Raw genomic sequence first — 1,222 nt, 5'->3', positions numbered from 1 at the left:
GTTGAAGCGCGCCAGGTCGTACTTGTAGGGCGCGTAGTTGCCGTGCCAGGCCACCACGTCGAGCGGTGAATGGCCGAGCCTGGTCACCCAGAAGCGGCCGGAGAACTTGGCCACCAGCTCGAAGTCGCCCTGCACGTCCTCATAGGCGGCCACCGGGCTCTCGAAGTCGCGCGGGTTGGCCAGGCCGTTGGCACCGATGGGGCCGAGGCCGGGTAGCTCCAGCGGGCTGCCGTAGTTCTCGCAGACATAGCCGCGGGCGGCGTCGGCGCCCTGGCCCAGGCGTACCTGGAACTTCATGCCGCGCGGGATCACCGCGATCTCGCCACCGTCGACCTCGAGTTCGCCGAGTTCGGTACGCAGGCGCAGGCTGCCCTGCTGCGGCACGATCAACAGTTCGCCGTCGGCGTCGTAGAAGAAGCGTTCGGTCATGTCGCGGTTGAAGGCGTAGACATGAACGCCGCAGCCGGCCTGGGTGCCGGCATCGCCGTTGACGGCGATGGTCAGCAGGCCGTCGACGAAGTCGGTGGGCGCGGCGGGCATCGGCAGCGGGTCCCAGCGCATCTGGTTGGGATCGGCAGCGGGCCTGGCCAGCGGCGAGGTGGCCACCCGGCCGTTCTCCAGCGGCGTGTACGCGCTCTGCACCACCGAGGGGCGGATGCGGTAGAGCCAGCTGCGCAGGTTCTCATGGCGCGGTGCGGTGAAGGCCGAGCCGGTCAGCTGCTCGGCGTAGAGGCCATAGGCGCACTTCTGGGGCGAGTTCTGGCCCACCGGCAGGGCGCCGGGCAGCGCCTCGCTGGCGAAGTGGTTGCGAAAGCCGCTCTGGTACTCGAGCGTTTGGGTCGTCATGTCGGGGTCCTCTTGTTCAACTTCCTGTTGCGGCCTGTTCGCTGCGCTGATCGGGGGGCTGTGCAGCGGCCTGGCCGGCGATGGCCAGGGCCTCCTCGAGCACCTGCTGGTCACCGATGTGGTTGGCCAGCAGCAGGATCAGCCGGGCGTTGATGCGTTCGCTCTCGGCCTCGCTGCGCTCGCGATGCAGCTCGGTCAGCGCGGCGTAGAAGGCGTCCGGGTCGGTGAAGTTGGGGTTGAGTTCAAGCCGTGGCATGGCGCACCTCCTCGGCATCAAGGTGACGGCCCAGCGCGCGATCGAGCGCCGCCTCGACCTCGGCGGCGCTGACTTGGCGCCAGCGGGCGCTGACGTGCTGGTCGGGGCGGATCAGGTAGG

At 69.2% G+C, this 1,222-nt stretch carries 2 protein-coding genes; both read right to left on the bottom strand.

All coding sequences use genetic code 11. The annotated features are described in order from the left end of the window. The coding region (locus DIS04_RS20260) for a homogentisate 1,2-dioxygenase (RefSeq protein WP_162623141.1) at positions 1-846 on the bottom strand (846 nt) is incomplete at its 3' end. Between the two features lie 16 nt (positions 847-862). Next, positions 863-1,102, bottom strand: coding sequence for a DUF2783 domain-containing protein (locus DIS04_RS20255; RefSeq protein ID WP_111415589.1), 240 nt, complete (start codon positions 1,100-1,102; stop codon positions 863-865). Positions 1,103-1,222: the final 120 nt, after the last annotated feature.

This window comes from Billgrantia lactosivorans (genome assembly GCF_003254665.1).
GTDB lineage: Bacteria > Pseudomonadota > Gammaproteobacteria > Pseudomonadales > Halomonadaceae > Halomonas > Halomonas lactosivorans.
Note: the sequence above shows the minus strand (reverse complement) of the source record. Positions and strands in the feature narration are given on the sequence as shown.